Raw genomic sequence first — 21,936 nt, forward strand, 5'->3', positions numbered from 1 at the left:
TTAATAATCGTTTGTCAAGGCCTTGTTTTAAAATGATGTAATTTTATTGTCTATGGAAAATGATAATAAAAAAGGTTTTTATTTCAAGCAATATGAGGCTCCAAATCAATCGCCGTTTGATAAACTCTTTGGAATTTTCAAGGAATTAATCACGCATACTTCAGGGGATTTTGATGAGGCAATTGATTGGTTGCGCGAATTAGACAAGGAATATAAACTCACCGATGAACACTATACAATTGATGATTTTATCGAAGATTTAAAGAAAAAAGGCTACATCCGTGATGAGCTCAAAGAGGACGGGACATCAGGTATTGGCATTACAGCCAAAACAGAACGGGCGATAAGGCAACAAGCATTAGATCAAATTTTCGGGAATTTAAAACGTTCTGGAAGCGGTAATCACAAAACCAAGCATTCTGGAAACGGAGATGAACATACCGGGGAATTCAGGGAGTTTCATTTTGGGGATGGTTTAGAACGAATTTCATTGACAGAAAGTTTACGAAATGCCCAAATCAATAATGGGATGGAAGATTTCATGTTAACCGAGAATGATTTGGTTGTAGAAGAAACCCAATACAAATCGCAAATGAGTACTGTCCTGATGATTGACATTAGCCACAGTATGATTTTGTATGGTGAAGATAGAATTACTCCTGCCAAAAAAGTAGCAATGGCTCTTGCAGAGTTAATTACAACCCGATATCCAAAAGACACTTTAGATATTTTAGTTTTTGGAAATGATGCCTGGACTATTGCAATCAAAGATTTGCCTTATCTAAAAGTGGGTCCATTTCATACTAATACTGTTGCTGGCTTACAACTAGCAATGGATTTATTACGTAGAAAGCGGAATACCAATAAGCAAATATTTATGATTACTGATGGTAAGCCAAGTTGTGTGCGTGAGCGCGATGGTTCCTATTATATGAACAGTAATGGCCTTGATGAGTATATTGTAGATAAATGTTACAGTCAAGCGCAACAAGCGAGAAAACTACATATTCCCATCACCACCTTTATGATTGCTAATGATCCTTATTTACAACAGTTTGTCAATAAATTCACCGAAGCCAATCAAGGGAAAGCATTTTACACAGGACTTAAAGGCTTAGGCGAAATGATTTTTGAAGATTATGAGACAAATAGGAAGAAAAGGGTGAAGTAGGTTTGAAGTGGTAAAGAGAAAAGAGAATAAAGAGAAAAGACACAAGATAGAAAGACAATTGAAAAAGATGAAAATAGAAAATATAAATACTTTAGGCGAATTGAAAGCATCAGGATATGAAAGTAAAAGTATCAAAGATGAATTAAGGAATAATTTGAGAGATAGAATTAAATCAGGAAAACCAGCTTTTGAGGGGGTTCATGGTTTTGAGAATACTGTAATTCCAGAGATGGAACGCGCTATTTTATCGCGTCATAATATAAATTTATTAGGTCTTCGTGGTCAAGCCAAAACAAGATTGGCGCGCAAAATGGTCGATTTGTTAGACGAATACATTCCATTTGTTACAGGTTCAGAGATAAATGATGATCCTTTAAATCCTATTTCTCGTTTTGCTAAAGATTTAATTGCAATCAATGGAGATGCGACACCAATTTCGTGGTTGCATAGAAGCGAACGTTTTTCAGAAAAATTGGCTACACCAGATGTTACCGTAGCAGATTTAATAGGGGATGTTGATCCGATAAAAGCTGCAAATTTAAAGTTGTCGTATGCAGATGATCGTGTCATTCATTTTGGAATGATTCCGCGCGCAAACCGTTGCATTTTTGTAATTAATGAATTGCCCGATTTACAAGCCCGTATTCAAGTGGCTTTGTTCAATATTTTGCAGGAAGGGGATATTCAGATTCGTGGTTTTAAATTACGTATGCCACTAGATATGCAGTTCATCTTCACGGCAAACCCGGAAGATTATACGAATAGAGGAAGTATCGTAACGCCTCTTAAAGACCGTATAGGTTCTCAAATATTGACTCACTATCCTGAAACTGTAAAAATTGCAAGAACGATTACAGAACAGGAAGCTAGACTAGATGCAGTTCAAAATGATATGGTTCACGTACCTTCATTAGCAAGAGATCTTTTAGAACAAATTAGTTTTGAAGCTCGTGATAGTGAATACATTGATAATAAAAGTGGAGTTAGTGCAAGGTTGAGCATTACTGCTTTTGAGAATTTATTGAGTACAGCCGAAAGACGAGCATTGAAATCTGGAGATGATAAGACGACTGTGCGATTATCTGATTTTATGGGTATTATCCCCTCTATAACCGGAAAAGTAGAGCTAGTTTATGAAGGAGAGCAGGAGGGAGCTGCTGCCGTGGCTCAAAATTTACTAGGATCTGCCATTCACACCTTTTTTCCAGGTTATTTCCCGAAAATTGAAAAACTAGAAAAGCCTAATGAACCAACAGAATATACAGATTTAATTGAATGGTTTTTTGCCGAAAGTGGTTTTGAATTATTAGATGATGCCAGTGATGAAGAGTATGAAAGAATTTTGGGAGCTATTGTTCCACTCGAAATTTTAATCAAGAAATACCAACCTGAATTAGCCAAGGAAGATAGGCTTTTTATGAAGGAATTTATTCTTTGGGCTTTAGTAGAGTACAATAAGTTGAGTAAAGATCGTATATCCGAAGGCTATCAGTTTAAAGATATTTATGGAAGTTATATTAGTAAGCTTTAGAATAAACTATTAGTTATTAGATAGCGCTTAGAAAATATTTTCTAAGCGCTATTTTTATTATACCTATAATACAGTCAGCATGTTATATCTGATGGAATATATACTACCTTACAAAGGTTAGCCGTCCTTGCGGTTAGTGAAAAACTAATGGAAAATAGCTTTGAAGCTTTGATTACCACTTATATTGATAATAGAGTAGGTATATCTGAAAATTTTTTAAGTGATGATTTGGCGAACAACTTAAAGCAAAATTTACTAGCCTTAAACCAACAAGATTTATTGATTGCTGCCGGAACAGGAAATTCACAAGCTATTGTTTATGATAGTGCTGTCCGCAGTGATTCTATTTTTTGGCTTGATAAAAAGAATAACAATGCCTTCGAAAATGCTTTTTTTGAGCAAATAGAAGCATTTATCAGTTATTTAAATGAGAGTTGTTTTACGGGTATTACGGGCTATGAATTTCATTATTCATTGTATGAAAAAGGCGATTTCTATTTGCAACATTTTGACCAATTTCACAATAATCCCAGTCGCAAATATTCGATGATTAGTTACTTAAACAGTAATTGGCAACCTAGTGATGGAGGAGAACTGTTAATTCATCAAGATAATTACAACCAGAAAATCTCACCAATACAAGGGAAAACAGTTTTCTTTAAAAGTGATGAATTACTTCACGAAGTCTTAGTAACTCAAAACACCCGAATGAGCATTACAGGTTGGTTAAAGTGCGATTAGTTTTATTGTAAAAATGTATTTAATGTATTGTTTCTAATTCTAGATATAACCTATTGGCTTCATTTTCCAGATGATCAATTTCCCTTTTCCAATTTGCAATGTCATTTTGGATTAAGCGAATCTGCTCTTCTGAGGTATTTTCTGACTGTAACTGTTGAAAATTTTCGAGATTTGATAAATTATTTTTTGCTTCAGCTAACTGATTTTCATCTTCTATTAGAAATTTTTTGATTTCAGAAAGTCGAATATTAATTGAATCTTTTCTTCTTTTATTATTATTTTCTGATGCTATTCTTTTTTGTATTTCTTGTTGAATAAGTTCCTCGTTGGACTCTTTCTGTTCTAACTCAGTTTGTGCGTTACCAAACTCAGTTTGCTTATTTTTTACATCTAATTCATTTCTTTTATTATCCTGAATAATATTAAGAACCAGAATTGCAATCAATATTACTAAAAAGCCTAACGCCAAAAAGAAATAACTTTTTTTAAGGCCTAAAATAGTTTGCTCCGTTTTTGTTATATCCTTTGTTGGAGGGGGAGCAGATTGTTTTAAAGGGGAGAGTGTGGCTGTGAAAAAAGGAGAAAACTCCACTAAGTCCACTGCATGTTTCCATTCGTCCATTCCTTGAGACCAGACTAATGTATTTTCTTTTATTTGATGGTTTTTTAATTCCTCCAGTGTAAAAGGACCGGCATTTTCACTACCGTTATTAATATAATATTTTCTCATTTTATGATGCTATTTTCTATGCAAAAGTATCGCGAAATTTCACAATAAAAAAGTATCTGAATTTAATCTCTTTAGGTTTAATTTCTCCAAGCTCTGTTTCGGTTTTTTTGACGCAGATTATCACAGATTCAAACGGATTTTTTATCCGTGTAAATTTGTGTAATCGGTGTTTTACTTTAACAATAAATGGTGGGCTAGAGCGAGTCTTTGCTTGGGAATTGAAAACTGCGCACAGCTTACTTAAAGTCTGATGTTGAATTGCCTTGGAATATAAACGTATCGGTAATGATATACTGTTTTATGTTTTTGTCAAATTTTCTTAAAACAATAGTATCGCATACAAAATTGATATCTATTATTTTGAAAAATGATTTTGCCCTTCGTAGCTTATGAGGCGATAAGCCGCGAGCAATGGAAAGATGTGGGTCTTCATTTATTTGCAAATCGGGAATAAAATTTAATGATTCATGGACTTGTTTCATTATGGGTATCAACCGCTTTTTGGAAATGGAGTCAGGAGCGATATAAAAAGCACCGTTGGGATAGGAGCCAAATTCATTCAGGCAGACTGGAACCGGCTCGAGACCACTGCAAAGTTTTTGTACTTTATCTTTAACGGTTTTGACTGTCGGATCCATTGCAGTGAATAAACAGATGGTAATATGTCCCACCGAATTTTTACTATGGAACCAACCCACTTCATTGGCCAATGCCTCTTTCATGGACTTGATTAAAGAAATAACAGGTTCCGAAGGATGTATTACAATTGAATATTTTTCCATGGTCTGGAATTATCTCTTGTTTTGTTATATCAAATTTTAAAAACAAGGGTTAAATTTTGCCTTTATTTTTTACAGTGTTTCGTTTTTCCCGTAAACGCGGGAAACATAAATGCCATTTAAAAAACGTTTAGGGTCTATTTGGCTTTGTAATAACACTCCAGCATGGGAATTTTCTAGAAGCAGTTGGGCTGCTTGTGCTAAAGGGGCCGCTGTGGTTGTTTGTATGGCTCTCAATTGATGGTTCCCCACTTTTTGAGGAAGTATGCGCTTTGCAATTTCTCTTCTACGCAAAACTCCTGTTACATCTTTTCCTTGTACGGCAGCATACAATACAATTTGATCATCTTCTATATGTGGTATTGCATCTTCCATTTTTTTCTGGAGATCCTTGATGGCGTTAATTGGATTTCCCAATTCAGGAAGTTGCTCTTGTACCCAATCATAGTGCCCTGGATGGCGCAAAGTCTTGTAATCGAGTGAGCGTACTTTTCCAGACAGTGCATCAGGCAAGTCAGCCGCACCTCCCGAAGTAAGATCTTCATCGTAGGTTATGCCGTCAATAATGATGGAAGCTCTTTCGGACAAAGCAGCTAAGGTTGTTTTTTTATAATCGCGAAGGACTATGGCATCTTTAAGGTATTCGGTAGCTACACCTACAGGACTCCAAGTGAATCCGTAAAAATGAGGGGCTACAGCATGGTTCGTCAATGCACCTACTTTAAATTCCAGTTTGTCTACTTTATGTACATCAAAGTCATTGCAAAATTCTTGAAAAAGTCCGTGGGCGAGTAGATCTATATAGCCTGGCGCAAGACCAGTCTGAAGTACGAAACCGGTTTTGGCATCAGACGCCAATGCCATTATTTTTTCAGTTTCGGCGACATATTCAGTAAGGTTAGCGTAATGCATTCCAAAATCTTTGGCAAACTGGGCCATTTTTGGTGCCTGACTACCAGGAAGACAGTCAAGAATGATGTCAGCCTTGAAGAACAGCTTTTGCATTTCGTCAGTATGGCCGTTTTCCGGTAGAAGGAAGGCTTTTATCTCACCCTTTTTGGTACTGCCTTCTTCAATCCACTGGGCCACTTTTTCGGCCTTTGAAAGGGTTCGGTTCCCGATGAAAAGGCTAGGGGTAACCTCGCTCCATTCCATCAACAATAAGCCAACGGCTTCGGCAATGCCGCCCGCTCCGGCGATAATAATATTGAAGTGTTTTTTCATATCTTAAAGATAGTAAAAAAAAGTTTAAACAATTGGTTGTTATGTAGTTATGTGTAAATTTATCAAGCGACGCCATAACAGCCCAATCTTCTGTCGGGAACGGCGAAGGAATCCCGAAAAGCTGGTGGCATAACAAAGCAAATCCCGAAACAGCGATCGTAGGAAGTTGGTTTCGGGATTATGTTTCTTTAATACCAGACGGATAACTTAAAATTAGCCTCTTTACTTTTGGAATGAATAACGTATAACTTCATTTCGGCCACCAATTAAGATTACCTTTTTGTCGTTTGAAGGCACTGCAGTAATACTCTGGAAAGAATCTACAATTATCTCTTTATAGACAAGTTCCCCAGTTGCCGAAAATACATATAGAATACTTCGGTGCCATCCGCCTCTGCCCTTATATAGGGCAGCAAATGGTGCATCTGGCCCGTTGCCAATAAATGTAGCGGCCACAACATGCATTTTAGATCCGGCCCCAGCCGCTTTGTATTTTTTCACGATTTTCAATTTAGAATCATAGACTTCCAATATTTCTTCTGCAGAGATTACCACTAAAGGCAGAGCGGATGATGTAAGCACGGGCTCGTACCAGTAGTCGTCCGACAATGTTAATCTAGAGATTTCTTGGGCTTTGCCATTGAAAACGGCAAAATCTGTTTCTCCGTTTGCGGCCAGAAGCTCATAATGGCCATCTCCGGTAAAATCGGCCGAGCCAATTATCCTTTTAGCAGATCCTTTGCGAGCAACTTCTCCTGTTTCAAAGTTTAAATAAAGAAGTTCTTGATTCTTATTTTCCAAAACAACAAATCGTTCTTCACCATCATCGAGTACTGCGGTCTTTCCCATTGCATCAAAACCAGACTCTTTCTTCCACTTTAATTGCCCGTTAATATCAAACACGGCTGCAGATGGCTTACCCCATATTCCGCCCCCGACGATATACGATGGTTCCTCTGAGGTATTTCTAACAATAGAAAGATCCGATAACTCGGGAGTTAAAATTATGCATTCTTTGTTCAACTTATTATTTGAAAGCTTGCAAATTTGTTTGTCACTTACTATCAGGAATTCGGTTGAGTCTTGTAATAGCACTATAGCTTTTACCAAATTTAGACCGTCTTTTTTCAAGACAACTTCTTTTGTTGGTGTCCATTTGGAAACATCGACTCTTGGCTCGCTTAAATACTTTGGAGTAGTTCCTCCGCCACATGAAATTAAAAATAGGGAAGCGGTGATTGCACAAATGCATGTTTTAAAATGAGTATTGCAGGGAATTAATTTAGAACGAAATATCGGAAGTATTATGAATATAACCCTGAGTATTGATACTACTATTAAAGCTGATACATTTTTTAATTTCATGATTTTAAATTTAGTTGGTTAATTGTTTTTTTCTAAGTTGAAGTTCATTTTCTGTTAAACCCGTTGTTTTTCAACTCTAGTCATTTTTTAAAATACCTTGTTGCAGCCTTGACAAAACTTTTAATAAGTTGAGAGGTATATGCTCCTGCTAGAGCGGGAATTGTATAAAGGGCATAGCCTATGAATTCAAATGGAAACATAGTATGGGAAGTAGGATCGGCAATCATTTCACAGATAGCAGCTAATGGAAATAAAACCATACTCATTAATCCAATTTTCCAAGAGGGAGCATCACTAAATAACTTGACAATAAAACCAGACAAAAGAAGGAACAGAAAACTGTATTTGGAAATGCCTTCAATTCCGGTTCTTAGTAAGGGGAATAATGGGGATTCATAGGGCTTTAAATTACCCAAAATAAATACAGGAAGTATTATGGATATAATACCGAGTATTGATACGACTATTAAAGGGGATGCGTTTTTTAATTTCATGGTTTTAAATTTAGTTGGTTAATTGTTTATTTCTATGGGTCAAAATTGTAACAATTAACCGAACTATTGAAATCAATATTTCAAATATACTTACGATATAAATTTAAAATACACCCATTTTTTATACTAAAATCGGTATATTTGGTTTAATTAACTTACGATATAAATGAGTAATATACATGCGATTATTGCAAGTTTGTCTAACGATAACAAGAAAGAGTTTGTGCGAAACTTAAGGGAGCGCAACAAAAGAAACGATACTAAGAATGTAGAATTGTTTCGCCTTTTAGACAATGCAAACATGCCGTCTGACATAGATGTGATTTTATACGGAAAGCCTTCGAAAGGAGCGTATCATGCCCTTAGTAAGAGATTACACGATTTATTGATTGATTTTGTTGCCACTAAAGGTTTTGACAAGGAATCTTCTGAAGAAATGAATGCCTTAAAATTGTTATTGGCAAGCAGGATATTTTTCCAGCAAAAACAGCCTTTCATCGCTTTCAAAACATTGGCAAAAGCAGAAATAATTGCGGGTAAACATTCCTTATTCAATATCTTGAATGAAATATACCAAACGCTACTATTGCACGCCCATCTAAATACAACTCTAGATTTACAAAATGTAATTGACAAGTATCAGACAAATAAATTAAACATAGGTCTGGAGGAAAATTTAAATTTATTTTACGCTACCATACAAGCGGAGTTAAGCCATGGTAATCCGGGAATTTCGGATACTATCAATAGGAACTTGGTTAAATTTAATATTTCAATCACTAAAAGTTTAAGTTACCAATCGCTTTTCAAGATTTTACAAATTACCAACCAAGTAGCATATGTTACAAGAGACTACCAAGCGATTTTACCATTTATTGAAGACGCTTGCAAAAAAATAGAGGCGACAGAACGAACAAAAGACAAGCATTTATACGATCATTTACAGGTTTTGTACTATTTGGCAAACACTTATTTCAGGATTAAAAACTTTGAGCTTTCGGCTGCTTATTTGGATACAATGCATTCAAATATGAGTTTGGAAAATAAAAAATACAGTTCCGTTTTTTATCCACAATACGTATTGTTAAAAAATTTAGTACTTATCTTTAAGGGGCAAAATGACGAAGCTGTTAGAGAAATAACATTGTTTGACTTTGAAAAGTATAAAAACAAAACAGATTATACACTTGATTTAAAACTCACATTGGTTGTCGCCTTATTTTTTAAAAACAACTATAAAGAGGCTTTAAAAACCCTGCAGGGTTTCTATCATAGTAATTATTGGTATATTGAAAAGATGGGGTATATATGGGTAATTCAAAAAAACCTGATTGAAATATTGTTACTCATAGAATTGGATTATATGGATTTAGCGGAGTCTCGATTAAGTAGCTTTAGAAGAAAGTATACAGCCCATATCCAGGCACATAATGGATCTGTAGTTTTGGATTTTTTTAAACTAATTACAATTTTTTACTATAAAACGGAAGATATCTATTCGGAAAATTTTAGAAAAAAAGCGGATAATTTGCTGAATATAAATAGTAAAGACACAGATGTCTTCACGATTAGTTTTTACGCTTGGATTAGAGCTAAAATTGATAAAGCTGATTTTTATGCGACATGCCTCAGTCATATTAAGATGCTGTCTCATATGTCTGGCGTGAATAAAATAACTGAATAAAACCGTCAAATTATTTTTGCAAAAATAATATGTTTTGCTTTCGAAAAACGGATTTGATTTATAATGAGATTACTTGGGTTATAGCAATTAGAAGGGATTAACTTCATGATAAGCGTGAATAAAGACCAGTATTACTGCTTCGCTCTTTGCAGGTAGCGGGTGAATCGAATTTAAAATTGCATTACACAACAATATTAAGACAAGGCCATCTTTTGTTGAGGCTAATATTAGTTTACAAGCTCTTTAGAGCCTATTCTGAAACAACGTTCACTTCCTAAATACTCAGGATTTCCGTGTTTTTCAGACCAAAAGCCTTCGAGAATGTCTTTGTTAATGCATTTGTAAACTGCTACACCTTTGTAAATGTAATCGTCTTCGCCGCGGTAGTTAAAATTAATTACTAGGATATTATCTTTGAAAAAACCACTACCGTTTTGTACTTGATCACTGATTAACCAATGGGCTATAATTCGGTTGTTTTAATCAAGAGATAAGGTAAGAGTACCTTTGTAACTGATGTCGCTAACGGCATCTTGATTGCTTCCTTCAATGGAATAGGTACCAACTAAATCTTCGATTGTCATTATTGTTATTTAAGGTAAAATGAATTGTTAATGTTCGAAAGTAGAGGTTTATTACTGAATACTACTTTACTTTCCGATGCAGAAATTAGCAAATATATTACCCAATAATTCATCGTTTGTCACTTGCCCTGTAATGGTACCAAAATGATATAAAGCCTCCTTGATATCGATGGCCATCAGATCACTCGAAAGCTCTGTTTCGAGTCCGTATTTTACCTTTTGAATCTCGTTTAACGCTTTTAATAAGGAATCGTAATGTCTTGTGTTAGTTACAATTGTTTCGTTATTTCTTAATGCTCCAGTATTGACAAAGGACAGTAGTTGATTCTTTAATTCTTCTATACCGATGTTTTGTTTAGCAGAGATCATTTCGAGAATAACGTTTAGCGGCTGGAGTTGATTTTTGATTTCGGCAACTTCATCTTCTGTCAGTAATTCGGTTTTGTTGATCACCACAACTAATGGTTTTAGCGGAAATTGATTTTTGACCTTTTCAATTTCTAGAATATATTCAGAACTTTGAACTTTAAACTTTAAACTTTCAAACAGATAAAGAACGACCTGTGACTGCTCGATTTTCTCAAAAGTTTTACGAATACCTATACTTTCTACCACATCTTGCGTTTCACGTATACCTGCCGTATCGATAAATCGAAAACCAATTCCGCCAATGACTAGTTCATCTTCAATCGTATCGCGGGTCGTTCCGGCAATTTCGGATACGATCGCGCGTTCTTCGTTTAATAAAGCATTTAATAAAGTCGATTTTCCCACATTGGGTTCACCCACAATGGCAACGGGAATACCGTTTTTGATTACATTTCCTACCGCAAAGGAATCGATAAGTCGTTTGAGGACAAACTCGATTCTGTTTAATAATTCATGAAACTGTGTACGATCTGCAAATTCCACATCTTCCTCTGCAAAGTCTAGCTCCAATTCGATAAGCGAAGCGAAATTCAATAACTCCTCACGCAACTTAGCAATTTCATTAGAGAAACCACCACGCATTTGTTGCATGGCAATTTGATGTGAAGCTTCGTTATCTGACGAAATCAAATCGGCTACTGCTTCCGCCTGAGATAAATCGAGTTTTCCGTTAAGGAAAGCCCTAAGAGTAAACTCACCAGGGTCAGCCATACGGCAACCTTTTCGTAGCAATAACTGGATTATTTGTTGCTGAATATAAGTTGAACCGTGGCAAGAGATTTCGATAGTATTCTCACCAGTATAAGAGTTTGGGCCCTTAAAAATGGAAACCAATACTTCATCCAGCGTTTTAGTATCATCTATAATGTGGCCCAGATGTAAAGTGTGTGTTTTTTGTTTTAGTAAATCTTTGTTTTTAATGGACTTAAAAACACTGTTGCCAATAGTAATTGCTTCATTTCCGGAAATTCTGATTACCGCTATGGCTCCCGCTCCTGAAGGTGTAGCCAATGCTACTATGGAATCGTTGTATAACATATTTTTTATTCTAGGTTGCAAAGGTAGTAAATCTTAAGAAGTATCTATTTTTTTATGGAAGGGCTTTTTTACTATGAAAAAAACAACTGTAAATTGCTGGATATTATGGTTTTATTGTCGTAACTTTAAGAATCTCTTTATAAATAAATACTCACTTTAAGCTTTTATAAAATGAAACGTATCCTCTTCCCAACTGATTTTTCTGAAATTGCGACTAACGCTTTTATTCATGTGCTACAATTTGCTAAAGTCATGCAAGCTGAGATTATTGTATTGCATTCTTATGAATTACTGGAGTTTGACGAACACTTTTTTCATGAAAATTACTCTATGATATATGATGCTGTTGAATTGTCACAATTTGATATGTTTAAAGAAGAAGTGCCTAAAATGCATAAAATGGCTGAGGACTTAAATGCCGATCAAATAAAGATGACTCATCGCCTGATGGAAGGGACATTAGTTGATAATGTTAAAAAGGCAATCGTGGAGGATAAAATTGATTTTGTGATAATGGGCACTTCGGGCATAACGAGCTGGGATGCCTTTTTTGTGGGCTCAAATTCGGGTTCCGTACTTATAGGAATTGAAGTTCCTATGCTTTGTGTACCCTTAGCTGCAAAATACAGACCAATCAAAAACATTGGGTTTACAACTCGATATAGAAGCAAGGATAAAAAACCGCTGAGTAGCGTATTGGAAATTGCCAAAAAATTGAATGCAAAAGTAAAATGCCTATATGTAAAATCCAGTACTTCAGATGTGTCTTCTGAGACTATTGATTATTGGGGAAAAGAATATAGCAGTGAGCCCGTATCTTTTGATATCGTTAATAGTGATGACATTAAAAAAACTGTTTTAGATTTTGTCTCCGTGAGTAATATTGATGTATTAACCATGCTCACTTACAAAAGAGGCTTTTTTGAAGGTTTATTTGTGCCTAGCTATGGTGAAAAATCACAAGATGATATAGACATACCTGTTTTAGCAATTCACAGTGATTAAGGCAAATATGTTATAAAATGGTCTATATATCTAGAAATGAACTTAATAAACGTAATAAATTAACTCTAATCAGCTGATAATTATCATATTAATAGCGTAACTTTATGTCTATATTTGATAAACGAATCACATAAAATTTTTATAAGATGAAAAGAATATTATTCCCAACCGATTTTTCCGAAGTAGCGACAAACGCATTTGTACACGCATTAGAATTTGCGAAAATAGTTCAAGGGGAGCTTATATTGTTACATACATTTGATTTGCCTGTATTTGACAATCAGTTCTTTCCAGAAAATTATCTGGTTATATATGAATCTGTTGAGTTGTCGCAATTTGAAATGTTTAAGGATGAAATTCCCAAATTGAGAGCCATTGCCGAGAAACATAATTTGGGCAAGATCAAAATGACACATCGATTGATGGATGGTGGTTTGATTTATAATATCAACAAGGCAATCAAAGAGGATAAAATCGATTATGTTGTTATGGGAACCGAAGGTGCTTCAGGTTGGTCAGCCTTTTTTTCAGGCACTAATACAGGAGCTGTTCTTTCAGATGTTGAAGTACCGCTTTTGTGTATTCCGATTGAAGCCGAATTCAAAAAAATAAAAACGATTGGTTTTACAACTAGATTCAGGTCTAAAGATAAAAAAGCCTTGAAAAAGGTAGTGGAAATAGCAAAATTATCTGGAGCACAGATAAAGTGTCTTTACGTTAAAACAGACAAATCTGACGTTAGCAAGGACATTATTAAAAAGTGGGAAAAAGATTTTGAAGATGAACCTGTTGAGTTTTTTGTAATTACTAGTGACGAGGTAAAAGAAACCATTTTGGATTTTATTTTATATCAAGAAATCGATGTTTTAACCATGCTGACTTATAAAAGAAGCTTTTTTGAGGGAATATTTCACCCTAGTTTAACTAAGAAATTTGCTAATAGTTTTGATATCCCAGTTTTGGCGATTCCCATAGAATAAGTTGGGTTTTTTTTAACTTTTTTGGAATGTATTATACTAGCTAATCTAATAGCTTATTTATGCGGGTAGCGCTATATTTGTTTTTCATTAAATCAAGATATGGAAATATATAGCGCTAAGAGCAAAAGTCATTCGCAGGAGTTAAATAGCATCAATAAAAAATACAATAGTGTCAGTTTCTTAAGACTCATAAGCGTTCTGCTTTTTCTGGGTTCTCTTTATTTTTACATAAGGGATAGCAAAATAATCTTTCTTATTCTTGCTGTAGTCCTTTTTATGAGCTTTGTGTTATTAATGCGAATTCATTCCAAATTACTTTTCAAAAGGAAAATAAAAGAGGCATTGGTGAAAGTCAATGAGGAGGAGATTTCCTATCTAGAAAAAAAATCAATTCCATTTGAAAACGGAATCGAATTTAATGACTTTCAGCATCCTTACGCCTATGACCTTGATATCTTTGGTGAGCATTCTTTATTTCAAAATTTAAATAGAACTGCTACTTTTATTGGTAAAAAAATCATGGCAAAACAGTTACTTATGTTGTCAGCTGCAGAGGAAATTTTAAATAATCAAGCGGCTATAAAAGAGCTTTCTAGAAAGTTAGATTGGCGTCAGGAATTCATGGCTCTTGCCAAAATCACAAATGATAGCCAAACTAGTTATGAGGCATTATTAAAATGGAGTAAATTCCCAATTACTCGATTACCAAAATGGGCAATCATCGCCTCTTATGTTACTCCAGTTTTATTTTTCGGGACATTAGTGGCCTATTTATTCACTACAAATTCAGTTTTTCTGAGCTATTTGTCTTATTTGTTTGTTGCCAATTTAATCATTTTTGGAAAATTCCATCAACGTATTCAAATAGAAATTGCCAATGCCGAAAACATTGACGAAATAATTAGTCAATATAGCTTGATTCTTAGAAAAATTGAAGACGAAACGTTTCATTCTACAAAATTAACGGCATTACAACAAAAGTTAAAATTCAAAGATGAGAATGCAAGTGAACATCTTAAGAAATTATCTGGGTTATTTTCTAATATGGATACTGTAGGGAACCTTGTTGCAGCATCATTATTCAATGGAACCTTCCTTTTTAACCTTCATGTTTTAAAACGTTTGTTAGATTGGAAAGAGAAACATGCTACAGTTTTAGAAGAGTGGTTGGAGGTAATTGGTGAATTTGAAATGTTAAATAGCTTAGCCAATTTTTCTTATAACAATCCAGAGTTTGTTTATCCAAAATTAAATGCTGATTTCAAAGTTGATTTTTCAAGTTTAGGACACCCGTTATTAAATGCAAACACGAGAGTAAATAACGAGGTCAGTTTTCATCCGCAGTCGTTTATGATACTTACGGGCTCAAATATGTCTGGTAAAAGTACATTTCTGCGCAGCTTAGGGGTTAATATGGTTTTATCAGCCATGGGTTCAGTAGTTTGTGCAAGTAGCGCTAACGTGCATCCTTTGCCTATTTTGGTTTCCATGCGATTATCTGATTCCCTGTCAGACAGTGAATCCTATTTCTTTGCTGAAATTAAACGCTTGAAGCAAATAATGGACGAATTGGAAAAAAATCCCGCGTTTGTTTTGTTAGATGAAATTTTGAGAGGTACCAATTCTGATGATAAAAGAAACGGTACGATTGAAGTAGTTAAAAAAGTGATAGCAAAAAAGGCTATAGGAGCAATAGCAACACACGATATAGAAGTTTGTTTAACAACAAATGAATATCCAGATGTTTTGACTAACAAATGCTTTGAAGTCGAAATAGTTAATGATGAATTGAATTTTGATTATAAGCTTCGCGATGGTATCTGTAAAAATAAAAGCGCTACTTTCCTAATGAAAAAAATGGGGGTTATTTAAGAAGTTTTTTATTTGTCGAAAAAAATAAAAGAAAACAAATTGCTTGGATTTAAATTTACTACTTTAACTATTCTTAAAAAGAAGAATTTATGAAAAGGAATATATTTATACTCTTATTGGCTTTGTCTTATTCTTTGACTTTTTCACAACATACGCAATCGCCTACTGCTAGTATTGCAACGTACATGAAGTATAATGATTATAAAGCTTTGAAAAAAAGCAGCAATAATGTTATTGATTCCATTGGTTTTAAAATTATGGATAGTGATACATTAATAAATATAGGAGGATACCAACAGAAAGGTGTTAGAGTACAATATGAGGAAAAAGATGATGTTTTTTTGGAACGGTACAAAGGATTAGTTTATAATAAAAAGTATCAAAAAAAGGAAGAAAAACTAACACCTACAATGAAAACTTGGAAGGATACTATTAAGGTTTATTTTGACAAGTCTGTTAGTAAAAAAAAATAGCAAGGAACTTAGTATGCTAATTCATTTTCTGGATAAAGAAGTAGACTCCTTGAATATTAATGTTGTTAAGGACAAAGAAAAATCAAATTATTTTATTTATTCAGTCAATACCCCTACGGAACTCAATTTAGACCTAAGAATTAGAGCAGATGATGGTTATTACCTTTTATGGAATAGTAAACAAAATATCTATAATTGTTCGCTCAAAATTGATGGGAAAAACACAAATAAAGAAAATGTAGCGACTACGATGAAAATTAACTTTGTAAGATCGTTAGGCTATTTCTATCTTGAATTTGATAATTCAAATTGCAGTAGTTATTTTTCCTACTGTAAATCCGATAAAAAAGAATTTGGTTTAAAAGATCTAGAAATAGTAAAGTATCACTATTCTTATGGTATTTGTAAAGGAACTAACATTGATACATTTGAAAAAAATCATAAAGATGCTAAAGAATCTTTGAAAAAGAACCATTCAAAGTTTTATTTCCTTCATACTAATTAAGCGCTACTTTCCTAATGAAAAAAATGGGGGTTATTTAAGAAATAAATTTCCCTTGAAAGTAGTGCTAATTGACTAAAAGCAAAAGAACCGCAATTTCTAAATGAAATTGCGGTTCTTTTTAAATATAAAAATGGTTTGGTTAATAGCGTATTGAAGTACAATGATAAGGCTTTATATTTGATTATCAAAAGTCAAATACAACAAAATCATAATTTAATGTTAACTATTTAGCATTACTGGCATCACTAACATCGTTACTGTTTCACCATCCTCTAACCCGTCAACAGGAGTAAGGATTCCGGCTCTGTTAGGTAAAGACATTTCAAGCATGATCATATCAGACTGAAGATTAGTCAACATTTCAGTAAGAAAACGTGAGTTATATCCTATTTGCATATCGTCTCCTTGATAATCACAAGTCAATCTTTCTTCTGCTTTATTAGAATAATCGATATCCTCTGCAGAAACATTCAATTCAGCTCCAGCAATTTTCAAACGAATTTGGTGCGTAGTTTTATTAGAAAAGATAGCCACACGACGCACAGAACTCAAGAATTGAGAACGGTCTATCATTAACTTGTTAGGGTTCTCTTTTGGAATAACCGCTTCGTAATTTGGATATTTTCCATCAATCAAACGACACATTAAAATATAATTGTCAAATGAGAACGTAGCGTTAGAGTCGTTATATTCAATTTTTACCTCTGCATCTGAAGCAGAAAGTATATTCTTTAAAATTGTCAAAGGTTTCTTTGGCATGATAAAATCAGCAACCTGAGATGCAGTAACATCTGTACGAGCATATTTTACCAATTTATGTGCATCAGTTGCTACAAAAGTTAACCCTTCTGGAGAGAACTGAAAAAACACTCCTGACATTACTGGACGTAAATCATCATTACCAGCAGCAAAAATGGTTTTGCTTATGGCTGTTGCCAAAACATCAGCAGGAACTAAAGTTACAGATGGCTCCTCTAAGTTTACCGCTTTAGGAAACTCATCACCAGGAGCATATGCTAATGCATATTTACCAGAGTTAGAGCTAATTTCAATTGTACTGTTCTCCTCAACCGTAAATGTCAAAGGCTGCTCAGGAAAAGTTTTAAGTATTTCTAAAAGCAATTTTGCAGGTACTGCAACACTTCCTTGGCTAGTGGAATCAATAGCTAAGTTTGCCGACATTGTTGTCTCTAAATCGGATGCTGAAACCGTTAATTCATTATTATTTAATTCAAATAGGAAGTTGTCCAAAATAGGCAAAGTATTGCTGCTGTTGATAACATTACCTAAAACTTGTAATTGTTTTAATAAGTACGAACTCGATACTATAAATTTCATCTGTTTTATTTTATTTTTTTGAGGTATCTATTTTAGTTTGATTTTAAAATACAATACATTTTACAAATATATCGTAAACTATTCTAGTATTGAAACTTTTTTATTAACATCTACTTACTGTATTTTCTTTTGCGGAGGTAGGTAAATAGAAGTCCAAAAAGTGCCAAAATTAGAATTGGAAGCCCGATAGTTATGACTTGCGTCGAGGTATAGTTTTCGTAAACTTTTTCTTTATCCAATAAAGGCAGATCAAGATCCTTGCTTCGAATGTTAATAAGTCCAGTATCGTCTAGTAAATAATTCACGCAATTCAATAGGAAATCCTTGTTGTCATATAAATTCCCTGACCTTTGGTCATAACCTAATTCTACGGGCTGGTAGTTTTTATCCAATTGGTTTTTTACCAAATCACCGTCAGAAATCACGATCATTTTGTTAGTGGTTCCTGTCGTTTCAAAAGTCTTTTGATCAAACGGCAATACCCTGTTTTCAAAAACGGAATGAAAAGCACCTTCAAGCAAAATGGCTAGCGGAATATTTCCCGTATTGATATAGTGATTCGGGCTCGTTTCTTCGGCTACAATTTCCAAATTAACTTCTACCGGTGTGCCTATTTTTTTTGAATATCTTGATGATTTTAATAAAACGGTTTTCTTAATTCCGTTTTTTAAAGTGTCAATTGGATTTGCAAAATCGAATTTAATACCACCAAGATTTTTTACTATTGGATGTTTATTATCTGGATAAGCCAAAGGGGCAAATTTCCAGTTGAATTCCTGAAATTGAGTTGCACTGCCTTGTTCTCCAGTAGCCAATTTTATAGGAGTTCCTTGCTCGTCCTTAACAATGTCAGGATTAATACGGAAACCGTACTTGAAGAACATATCGTTCAAGTTCAAATCTCTAGGAAAGGCCAAGGTGGATCCTGAAGGATTATAGAGACTGTCCATCTCTACAGCTACTTGATCTATCAGCCACAGCGTTTTTCCACCATTAATTATAAATTGATCTAAAACTTGTTTTTCGGTATCTGTGAAAGTTTCCGTTGGTTTGGCTATAATTGCCAAGTCATATTTCTGTAAAGCTTCTAAACTTTCCGTTGGGCTTTTAGCAACTGAATCTAAGGTAAAAGGCCCAATGTGGTAACTTTCTCTTATTTGTAGCAGGAATTTAGCCATCAAAACATCCTGTAGCTCCCCATTTCCTTTAATTACCGCAATCTTCTTTTGTTTGTCTTTGGTGATTTTGTTTAAAGCGTCGGCGATAGAATATTCAAGGTTTTGAACGGAACCAATCACTTGCTCAGTTGTTGAAGCACCCATCTTATTTTTCAATAAAGGGATGTTGACTTCTCTGTTATTATAGGTTGCAATAGCCCATGGAAAAACCATTGCCTGAGATTGTTTTCCTTTATCATCCACAGTTATATTTACAGGTGTTAGTCCTTTTCGATACAGCTCTTTAATATTATCCATGCTGCTATCTTCATTTTCCAGTGGATCTACAAATGTAAAAACGATATTTTTATTGTAAGCTTGGAATTCTTCTAGCAATTGCTGTGTTTCCTGCTGTAATCGCTTGAATTCAGCTGGTAATTCACCTTGTATGTATATTTTTACCGACAACGGTTCTTTGACCTGCTTGATGATGTTTAAAGAAGTTTCAGAAAGCGTATATCTTTTATCAGAAGTTAAGTCGAAACGGTGGAAAAACATATTCCCAATTCCGTTAGCGATCAATAAAAGGCCAATTATTACGACTAAGTTTTTTAAATTACTTTTCTTTATTGGTACCATTATAATTTCAAAGATTTAAGTTTATAAACGGTAAGCGAAAGAAACAAAACCGTCAGACTTACAAAATAAAGGATGTCTCTTGTGTCGATTACACCGCGACCCATGCTTTTAAAATGATCTTGCATTCCTAATGCAGAAATTATAGTAGAGAAAGTTGGTGTCATTGATGCTAATCCTTCGAAACCAAAATAGAAAAAGAAGCATACAAATACGGAAATGATAAAAGCCACGATTTGATTGTCAGATAGGGTTGAAGTGAATATTCCAATTGCGGAATAAGCTGCAATCAGGAACACTAATCCAAAATAGGATCCAATCGTGCTTCCCATGTCGATATTTCCTTCGGGCATGCCCAGTTTCGAAATCACTACAACATAGATAAACGTGGGAATGATAGCCATGATGATCAACAAAAGTGCTCCTAGAAATTTCCCGTTTACGATTTGCCAAATACTCAAAGGTTTCGTTAGTAATAATTCAAGAGTTCCTTGTTTTTTTTCATCAGAAAAACTGCGCATAGTAACTGCTGGAATCAAGAAAATCAGAATCCACGGCGATAATGTGAAAAATGGAGTCATATCAGCAAATCCAGTATTCATTAAGTTGTATTCCCCATCAAAAACCCAAAGAAAAAGTCCGTTGAGGATAAGAAAAAGCGCAATGACCAAATAACCTATTGGAGAACCAAAAAACGATTTGATTTCGCGTAATAAAATGGCTTTCATATTTATTGTTTAATGTTTAAAATGTTTAAAGTTGCTAAATAATATAACTTTAAAACTTACTTCATAAATTGATTTTTTTATTCTAAACTGGCTAATTTATCCACGCTCCAAGCTTCAGGCTTATCATTAAATAATTTTTTGGTGAATGACCAAACAGAAGTAAAGAGTTCTGATTTTCGATAATTTTCTAAATCTTCTTCCGTTTCCCAATAACTGTAAGTAAAAAATATACTTTTATTGTTTTTGTCTTGGTATAATTCTAGAAAACGATTTCCTGGAGCATTTCTTATTTTTTCTTTTACCGATTCGAAATTCTCTAGGAAAGCAGGGATGTTTTCTTCGTGAAAACTCAATTTTACTATTCGTACAAACATTATATAATTTTTTAACCGCAAAGTTCGCAAGGCTTGTCGCAAAGTTCGCAAGACGATTTGTTGTTTAATCTATATCTTAATTCTTAAATTGTATGGAAACTACGTCTTGGTAATTCAATCCTAATAAACTATTTGCTGATCCTACCTTTGAAGGGTTACTTCTAAAAATGGCAATTTCGAGAAAACCGGCTTCATTGAAAATCGCCAATTTTTCCCCTTCATAATTCTTAATCGGATATTTTTCAGAACTGGCTATTGCAGAATAATTAGGCAAAATGGTTTTGATGTTTTTTGTTTTCATCAGGATCTCATACGGACGTCCTTTAGCAACCTCCAAGAATTGTTTTTTAGTGATATTGGTAACTACATTTCCAAAATGATCAATATAAATAACATAGCCTTTTAATGTATTATTATCAACGGAAGTCACTGCTTTTAGTTCAAATACTTGCTTAATGCTACTTATTTCTCTACCAATGACGTTCAGTAAACCGCCCTTGGCAATATGACAAGCTACCATTACAAAAACATCCATGCCAGAAGCATCACTTTGCAGACGATCATGAATATTTATGGCAACTAATTTTTGAGGAACGATTTTTTGTGACAACATGCTTAGAATCCCATTATCTGCGGCAATAAAGTAGGAATCATTCCACTGCATGACGATATGCTGATTCTCTTTGTTCAGTTCCATATCTACTCCAATCAGGTGAACTGTTCCTTTTGGAAAACTTGAATAGGCCGCTGCAATAATGTAACTTGCTTCAACAGTGTTGAATGGGTCAATATGATGCGAAATATCAATGATTGTAGCTTCAGAATATTCAGATAAAATTTTCCCTTTCAATGCACCTACAAAGTGATCTTTCAAGCCGTAATCGGTCGTAAGGGTAATTATTGACATAAATTTTTTTATAATTATTGGTGTAATCTAAAACTAATTTTCATTAAATTTGAGAAATGCAAATCTAATAATAGTAAATTCAAAAAAGCAAAAAACAAAAAACAAATTCCAAATAAGTAAGACAAAAAATATTGTGGTTTAAAGCCAAAATGCCTTAGACGTATTTATTGATTAATTTTATATAAAACTAC

The 21,936-nt window shown here is 34.2% G+C and carries 20 protein-coding genes and 1 pseudogene; 9 read left to right on the plus strand and 12 right to left on the minus strand.

All coding sequences use genetic code 11. The features are described from left to right. Positions 1–52 precede the first annotated feature (52 nt). The 3 genes from BLV91_RS11535 (at position 53) to BLV91_RS11545 (ending at position 3,443) form a co-directional block, all read left to right on the plus strand. Positions 53–1,171 (plus strand): vWA domain-containing protein, encoded by a 1,119-nt coding sequence (locus BLV91_RS11535; RefSeq protein ID WP_091433404.1) that lies wholly within the window; start codon positions 53–55, stop codon positions 1,169–1,171. A gap of 67 nt (positions 1,172–1,238) precedes the next feature. Continuing rightward, positions 1,239–2,702, plus strand: a complete 1,464-nt coding sequence (locus tag BLV91_RS11540; protein ID WP_091433407.1) for a sigma 54-interacting transcriptional regulator — start codon at positions 1,239–1,241, stop codon at positions 2,700–2,702. 147 nt (positions 2,703–2,849) lie between these two features. Beyond that, complete coding sequence (locus BLV91_RS11545) at positions 2,850–3,443, plus strand: 2OG-Fe(II) oxygenase (RefSeq protein ID WP_091433410.1); 594 nt, start codon at positions 2,850–2,852, stop codon at positions 3,441–3,443. Between the two features lie 19 nt (positions 3,444–3,462). On the opposite strand, the gene BLV91_RS11550 is transcribed toward BLV91_RS11545, so the two are convergent. The 5 genes from BLV91_RS11550 to BLV91_RS11570 all read right to left on the minus strand — a co-directional run bounded on the left by BLV91_RS11550 (position 3,463) and on the right by BLV91_RS11570 (position 8,035). Next, positions 3,463–4,173: a DUF4339 domain-containing protein gene (locus BLV91_RS11550; protein ID WP_091433412.1), complete on the minus strand. Its 711-nt coding sequence runs from the start codon at positions 4,171–4,173 to the stop codon at positions 3,463–3,465. Between the two features lie 236 nt (positions 4,174–4,409). Continuing rightward, a complete protein-coding gene (locus BLV91_RS11555) occupies positions 4,410–4,955 on the minus strand; it encodes a 2'-5' RNA ligase family protein (protein WP_091433416.1) in 546 nt (181 codons plus the stop codon). Positions 4,956–5,024: 69 nt separating this feature from the next. Continuing rightward, positions 5,025–6,176 (minus strand): saccharopine dehydrogenase family protein, encoded by a 1,152-nt coding sequence (locus BLV91_RS11560; RefSeq protein ID WP_091433419.1) that lies wholly within the window; start codon positions 6,174–6,176, stop codon positions 5,025–5,027. A gap of 222 nt (positions 6,177–6,398) precedes the next feature. After that, on the minus strand, positions 6,399–7,541 hold the full coding sequence (locus tag BLV91_RS11565) for a hypothetical protein (RefSeq protein ID WP_091433421.1): 1,143 nt from the start codon (positions 7,539–7,541) through the stop codon (positions 6,399–6,401). Positions 7,542–7,621: 80 nt separating this feature from the next. Then, positions 7,622–8,035: a hypothetical protein gene (locus BLV91_RS11570; protein WP_091433423.1), complete on the minus strand. Its 414-nt coding sequence runs from the start codon at positions 8,033–8,035 to the stop codon at positions 7,622–7,624. A gap of 166 nt (positions 8,036–8,201) precedes the next feature. Here BLV91_RS11570 and BLV91_RS11575 point away from each other — a divergent pair, with 166 nt between their 5' ends. Then, on the plus strand, positions 8,202–9,719 hold the full coding sequence (locus tag BLV91_RS11575) for a hypothetical protein (protein ID WP_091433425.1): 1,518 nt from the start codon (positions 8,202–8,204) through the stop codon (positions 9,717–9,719). Positions 9,720–9,946: 227 nt separating this feature from the next. Here the strand turns inward: BLV91_RS11575 and BLV91_RS11580 are convergent. Together BLV91_RS11580 and mnmE are read right to left on the minus strand one after the other, a co-directional pair. Beyond that, positions 9,947–10,303, minus strand: a pseudogene (locus tag BLV91_RS11580) (hypothetical protein). Between the two features lie 66 nt (positions 10,304–10,369). Then, positions 10,370–11,770 (minus strand): tRNA uridine-5-carboxymethylaminomethyl(34) synthesis GTPase MnmE, encoded by a 1,401-nt coding sequence (gene mnmE / locus BLV91_RS11585; RefSeq protein WP_091433427.1) that lies wholly within the window; start codon positions 11,768–11,770, stop codon positions 10,370–10,372. A 171-nt stretch (positions 11,771–11,941) separates the two neighbouring features. On the opposite strand from mnmE, the gene BLV91_RS11590 reads away from it, so the two are divergent. The 5 genes from BLV91_RS11590 (at position 11,942) to BLV91_RS11610 (ending at position 16,605) form a co-directional block, all read left to right on the plus strand. Continuing rightward, positions 11,942–12,775: a universal stress protein gene (locus BLV91_RS11590; RefSeq protein WP_091433429.1), complete on the plus strand. Its 834-nt coding sequence runs from the start codon at positions 11,942–11,944 to the stop codon at positions 12,773–12,775. A 146-nt stretch (positions 12,776–12,921) separates the two neighbouring features. Continuing rightward, positions 12,922–13,755, plus strand: a complete 834-nt coding sequence (locus BLV91_RS11595; RefSeq protein ID WP_091433430.1) for a universal stress protein — start codon at positions 12,922–12,924, stop codon at positions 13,753–13,755. 99 nt (positions 13,756–13,854) lie between these two features. After that, positions 13,855–15,627 (plus strand): MutS-related protein, encoded by a 1,773-nt coding sequence (locus BLV91_RS11600; protein WP_091433432.1) that lies wholly within the window; start codon positions 13,855–13,857, stop codon positions 15,625–15,627. A gap of 89 nt (positions 15,628–15,716) precedes the next feature. Next, on the plus strand, positions 15,717–16,100 hold the full coding sequence (locus BLV91_RS11605; RefSeq protein ID WP_091433434.1) for a hypothetical protein: 384 nt from the start codon (positions 15,717–15,719) through the stop codon (positions 16,098–16,100). A 13-nt stretch (positions 16,101–16,113) separates the two neighbouring features. Beyond that, positions 16,114–16,605, plus strand: coding sequence for a hypothetical protein (locus BLV91_RS11610; protein WP_091433435.1), 492 nt, complete (start codon positions 16,114–16,116; stop codon positions 16,603–16,605). 219 nt (positions 16,606–16,824) lie between these two features. Here BLV91_RS11610 and dnaN read toward each other — a convergent pair whose 3' ends face one another. The 5 genes from dnaN to BLV91_RS11635 all read right to left on the minus strand — a co-directional run bounded on the left by dnaN (position 16,825) and on the right by BLV91_RS11635 (position 21,745). Further along, complete coding sequence (gene dnaN, locus BLV91_RS11615; RefSeq protein ID WP_091433437.1) at positions 16,825–17,943, minus strand: DNA polymerase III subunit beta; 1,119 nt, start codon at positions 17,941–17,943, stop codon at positions 16,825–16,827. Positions 17,944–18,053: 110 nt separating this feature from the next. Next, positions 18,054–19,739, minus strand: a complete 1,686-nt coding sequence (gldG, locus tag BLV91_RS11620) for a gliding motility-associated ABC transporter substrate-binding protein GldG (protein WP_091433439.1) — start codon at positions 19,737–19,739, stop codon at positions 18,054–18,056. Further along, on the minus strand, positions 19,739–20,464 hold the full coding sequence (gldF, locus tag BLV91_RS11625) for a gliding motility-associated ABC transporter permease subunit GldF (protein WP_091433441.1): 726 nt from the start codon (positions 20,462–20,464) through the stop codon (positions 19,739–19,741). Before gldF ends, gldG begins: the two co-directional genes overlap by 1 nt. 77 nt (positions 20,465–20,541) lie before the next feature. Continuing rightward, positions 20,542–20,838, minus strand: a complete 297-nt coding sequence (locus tag BLV91_RS11630) for a putative quinol monooxygenase (RefSeq protein WP_091433443.1) — start codon at positions 20,836–20,838, stop codon at positions 20,542–20,544. A 76-nt stretch (positions 20,839–20,914) separates the two neighbouring features. After that, complete coding sequence (locus BLV91_RS11635; protein WP_091433445.1) at positions 20,915–21,745, minus strand: SAM hydrolase/SAM-dependent halogenase family protein; 831 nt, start codon at positions 21,743–21,745, stop codon at positions 20,915–20,917. Between the last annotated feature and the right edge of the window lie 191 nt (positions 21,746–21,936).

Origin of the sequence: Flavobacterium degerlachei, from assembly GCF_900106645.1 — a bacterium.
Taxonomy (GTDB): Bacteria; Bacteroidota; Bacteroidia; order Flavobacteriales; family Flavobacteriaceae; genus Flavobacterium; species Flavobacterium degerlachei.

Coding starts and splice junctions, on each gene's coding strand:
- BLV91_RS11600 (WP_091433432.1), top strand. CDS start 13,855: ATGGAAATATATAGCGCTAAGAGCAAAAGTCATTCGCAGGAGTTAAAT.
- dnaN (WP_091433437.1), bottom strand. CDS start 17,943: ATGAAATTTATAGTATCGAGTTCGTACTTATTAAAACAATTACAAGTT.
- BLV91_RS11555 (WP_091433416.1), bottom strand. CDS start 4,955: ATGGAAAAATATTCAATTGTAATACATCCTTCGGAACCTGTTATTTCT.
- BLV91_RS11605 (WP_091433434.1), top strand. CDS start 15,717: ATGAAAAGGAATATATTTATACTCTTATTGGCTTTGTCTTATTCTTTG.
- BLV91_RS11630 (WP_091433443.1), bottom strand. CDS start 20,838: ATGTTTGTACGAATAGTAAAATTGAGTTTTCACGAAGAAAACATCCCT.
- BLV91_RS11575 (WP_091433425.1), top strand. CDS start 8,202: ATGAGTAATATACATGCGATTATTGCAAGTTTGTCTAACGATAACAAG.
- BLV91_RS11545 (WP_091433410.1), top strand. CDS start 2,850: ATGGAAAATAGCTTTGAAGCTTTGATTACCACTTATATTGATAATAGA.
- BLV91_RS11535 (WP_091433404.1), top strand. CDS start 53: ATGGAAAATGATAATAAAAAAGGTTTTTATTTCAAGCAATATGAGGCT.
- BLV91_RS11590 (WP_091433429.1), top strand. CDS start 11,942: ATGAAACGTATCCTCTTCCCAACTGATTTTTCTGAAATTGCGACTAAC.
- BLV91_RS11570 (WP_091433423.1), bottom strand. CDS start 8,035: ATGAAATTAAAAAACGCATCCCCTTTAATAGTCGTATCAATACTCGGT.
- BLV91_RS11595 (WP_091433430.1), top strand. CDS start 12,922: ATGAAAAGAATATTATTCCCAACCGATTTTTCCGAAGTAGCGACAAAC.
- mnmE (WP_091433427.1), bottom strand. CDS start 11,770: ATGTTATACAACGATTCCATAGTAGCATTGGCTACACCTTCAGGAGCG.
- BLV91_RS11560 (WP_091433419.1), bottom strand. CDS start 6,176: ATGAAAAAACACTTCAATATTATTATCGCCGGAGCGGGCGGCATTGCC.
- BLV91_RS11565 (WP_091433421.1), bottom strand. CDS start 7,541: ATGAAATTAAAAAATGTATCAGCTTTAATAGTAGTATCAATACTCAGG.
- gldG (WP_091433439.1), bottom strand. CDS start 19,739: ATGGTACCAATAAAGAAAAGTAATTTAAAAAACTTAGTCGTAATAATT.
- BLV91_RS11540 (WP_091433407.1), top strand. CDS start 1,239: ATGAAAATAGAAAATATAAATACTTTAGGCGAATTGAAAGCATCAGGA.
- BLV91_RS11635 (WP_091433445.1), bottom strand. CDS start 21,745: ATGTCAATAATTACCCTTACGACCGATTACGGCTTGAAAGATCACTTT.
- BLV91_RS11610 (WP_091433435.1), top strand. CDS start 16,114: ATGCTAATTCATTTTCTGGATAAAGAAGTAGACTCCTTGAATATTAAT.
- BLV91_RS11550 (WP_091433412.1), bottom strand. CDS start 4,173: ATGAGAAAATATTATATTAATAACGGTAGTGAAAATGCCGGTCCTTTT.
- gldF (WP_091433441.1), bottom strand. CDS start 20,464: ATGAAAGCCATTTTATTACGCGAAATCAAATCGTTTTTTGGTTCTCCA.